Below are 2,503 nucleotides of genomic sequence, written 5' to 3' on the forward strand. Positions count from 1 at the left end.
CCTTCCTTCCTTCCTTCCTTCCTTCCTTCCTTCCTTCCTTCCTTCCTTCCTTCCTGCTCTTTGCTACTGTTCCCGCAAAATCCGCCGAATTTCCAGAATCGCCTCGGGCGTCTCCTGCACGCTGTGGGAGAACGGAATCACCAGCTCTGACGTCGCGCCAGGCAGATGAGAGCTTTGATACGGCACCAGCCCGTCGTCCGAGTACAAGAGGTCTTTCTTGGGCGTGTCATTGGCAATAATGCTGTGATACCGCACTTGCGTGGAGATCGGCATTTTGGAGGTGATCTGCATGAATGGATCGCTGTCGCGCAGGCTTTCCACGCCATTGGGCAGGATCAGCATCTCATCTTTGGCGGGTGTGTTGCCAACCGCCACCTGGCTAAGTTTGTTGAGTTGAGTCACCACCGTAACCGGCAAGGTAATCAGTGCTGCCGCCAAGCGTGAAATACGATTTCCCGCAAACGGTGTGCCCTTGTGAGGCGCAGCAATAAAGATCGCTGTCGTCACACCGGGCAGGGGAGAGAAGTGCACCACATTGCCAAACTCCTGATTCATTTTGGCGATGCTGACATCATCCATTTGATAGCGGTCGCGGGCTGCGTCTTCCAGCAGATTGTCGGACGAGGACACCAGCAAACGTCCCAGCACGCCACCCATGCTATGGCCGATCACCACGATATTGTTTGAGGCAACGGCTTTCCTGTCCGGATCAAAATGCCGGAAGGTCTCCGTCAGAGCTTTCCGAATCTCGGCATTGTTGTAGGGCAGGGGCAGATTGGTTGGATAGTAGACCTGCCAGATCTGATAGCGATCCCGTAATTCTTCATCGCCCAGCACCTCATTGGCGACGTTAATCCAGGCTTCCGGGCTGCTGGCCAGGCCGTGCAACATGATGATGACTCGGCGATTCGGGTCATAGGGCTGAAGCAAAAACACATGCGGGGCTTCAATACCCCCCTCCCGTCCCAGAACGGTGCGCAAAGCCTGGGTCGAGAAGTCCGAGCGCGCCAGCCATAGGCCATAGGCAGAGGTGTAATTGGCCGCCAGGGGCACTTGCACGTCTTTCAGCTGGATGCTGGTTTGCTGGTACGGATCGTAGCCAATAACTGTGGCGTCGCGAGTTTGCAGAACCTGGGACAGGGTTTCGCCGGGGAAAGTAATAATCCCCGTGACAGCCTGGAAGGGCGGCTCGCTATAAGTGCTCTGAAAGCTGTTTGGCGTGACATCCTTTGACTCGTTCACGACCACCATCTCGGCTCCAAAACCGTCGCGCCGATAGATGCTGCGCACCCCGCGGAATGTTAACTGAGAGGCCGGAATCAGCTCGTGGGGCTGAGGGGCGGTGGCATCGCGTACTTGGGACAGATCACCACGAATACGCCACCGACCAATCTCGATAGTTTTCTGGAAGGCGTAGCTGGTGTCGTGATACTTGGCGAACAGCAACATGGTTGCCTGCTGTACCGCGTAGTTGTAGTAGTCGCGCACCTGGGTCTGGCGATCCTCAAAGGCCCGGTCTCCTGGCCTGCGATCCGTGAAGAACAGATAGGCGTAGGCATAGCGGGCGCTTTGCAGATAGGCATCGAACAGCTCGACCGAGAAGTCTGGCCGGGCATTGCGACGCCCCTGCAAACGCAAGGCCTCTTGCGTCCAGATCTCGGCCAAGGTGGCCATGCGCTGCTCGGTGTCCAGGTTCCATAGCTCGGTCAGCCTGGAAGAGCAGTGGGGAATGTCCTTGGCGCATTGCTCGGGCGCGATAGCCAGACTGGTCAGCGTATCGCGTGCGGAGGCGCTGAGTTGATTAGTGGTAAGAATGTCGCCACGGCGTTGGGCAATGTAGTCCTCGGTGCTGACAGTGGCGATTTTGACGCCGGCGCAGCCGCTAAGCATTACGGCCAGAAATGTGATGGCCCCAGCCTTGTGTAGCCCGCCCCTATACTTGTCAGATACAAGCCGCTTCAAGCTGGTCGCGATGGCTTGTACCGGTGCCAGGTCAAGCAGCGTGTTCCGTACAGGATTAATCAAGGCCATCACGTTCTATAGTGGGTTCGTTGACGGGTTTAGAGGAGCTTGGTGCTGTGATACGGACTCAAGTAACTGTCCAGCGGCGTCAAATCGGCAGATTTGTAGAATGTATCCGTGTGCGAAATGCGATATTAACCTATAGGCCTGGTACAGGCAGCAGCCGGATCTGGGCTGTGCAAAGCGTGCTTGGTTTCCATTTGCTGCGGGCGCGGTAGGTGGCTGGTGTATTCAGTCTGTATGGAGGCACTGCGTTCGTAGGCGCAGCGTTTCAGGAATCGCTACAATGTAGAGCACTAATTCTTGGTGAGAGGCTAGTTTTTTAGCGTGTAGGTCGGACCCAAATCAGAGCGTGGTGGAACTATTAGTTTGCTCTATAGTGTTTTAGCGCTTGTATACGTCTGCTTGCAGCAGAAAAGAAAAAAGCCCAAACCGAAGTTTGGGCTTTTTGAATTTGGAGCGGGAGACGAGTCTCGAACTC

Annotated in this window: 1 protein-coding gene and 1 tRNA gene (1 of these 2 cut by a window edge); both read right to left on the minus strand. The window is 55.7% G+C overall.

Annotation, left to right across the window (positions count from 1 at the left end; all coding sequences use genetic code 11):
- Positions 1-63 precede the first annotated feature (63 nt).
- Complete coding sequence (locus U2949_RS00815) at positions 64-1,890, minus strand: esterase/lipase family protein (RefSeq protein ID WP_321285618.1); 1,827 nt, start codon at positions 1,888-1,890, stop codon at positions 64-66.
- Positions 1,891-2,477: 587 nt separating this feature from the next.
- Positions 2,478-2,503, minus strand: a tRNA-Gly gene (locus U2949_RS00820); it runs 150 nt beyond the window's last position.

This window comes from Alcaligenes phenolicus, from assembly GCF_032063905.1.
Taxonomy (GTDB): Bacteria; Pseudomonadota; Gammaproteobacteria; order Burkholderiales; family Burkholderiaceae_B; genus Alcaligenes; species Alcaligenes phenolicus.

Coding starts and splice junctions, on each gene's coding strand:
- U2949_RS00815 (WP_321285618.1), bottom strand. CDS start 1,890: ATGCTTAGCGGCTGCGCCGGCGTCAAAATCGCCACTGTCAGCACCGAG.